The organism is Mycobacterium helveticum, assembly GCF_007714205.1.
Classification (GTDB): Bacteria; Actinomycetota; Actinomycetes; order Mycobacteriales; family Mycobacteriaceae; genus Mycobacterium; species Mycobacterium helveticum.
The window spans coordinates 1-536 of sequence record NZ_VMQU01000356.1 but is presented as its reverse complement, the minus strand read 5'-3'; the positions used below and the strand labels follow the sequence as shown (position 1 = coordinate 536).

The following is a 536-nucleotide window of genomic DNA, read 5'->3' as shown; positions in this document are numbered from 1 at the left end:
CACGGTCATACTTCTTCCGTTTCTCTGACATCGCTACCCCTTATAGCTGATGCCTCTACGGTCTCGGGGGAACCTCAGCACGACGGTGGACTTCTGCGAGGGCCGGGTGGCACCGGACTCGATTTACAGCGTGCTGCACCGGGAGTGTTTCAACTTGTTCCCGGATGAGATGTTCGCCGATTTGTTACCGATGTGGGCCGACGCAGCGTGCCGCCGATGATTGTGGCGGTGGTGATGGTGCTTCAGCGCATCGAGGGCCTTTCGGATCGGGAGGCGGTGGATCGGTTCGCCTTCGACGCGCGGTGGAAGTATGCCGGCGGGCGGGCTGGACTTCGATTATCCAGGGTTTGTGCACACGGTGCTGGTGGACATGCGCGCCCGGCTAGCGCGCTCGGATCGGCCGGACCGGATCTTTGAGGTCACCTTGGCCGCGGCCAAAGCGGCGGGGCTGGTCGGACGTACTAAGGAGTTCGTAAGTAAGTCGAGACACGCCGGGGAAAGCCTTCGCTGGCGAACGATATTCGTCGAGAATAGGT

Annotated in this window: 1 protein-coding gene and 1 pseudogene; both read left to right on the top strand. The window is 61.4% G+C overall.

Annotated elements, in window-relative coordinates; genetic code table 11:
* Positions 1–216: 216 nt before the first annotated feature.
* Positions 217–261, top strand: a pseudogene (locus FPZ47_RS30850) (hypothetical protein); the annotation flags it as partial.
* A 49-nt stretch (positions 262–310) separates the two neighbouring features.
* Positions 311–536, top strand: a 226-nt coding sequence (locus tag FPZ47_RS30100) for a hypothetical protein (RefSeq protein ID WP_246859925.1), incomplete at its 3' end; no start/stop codon positions are given.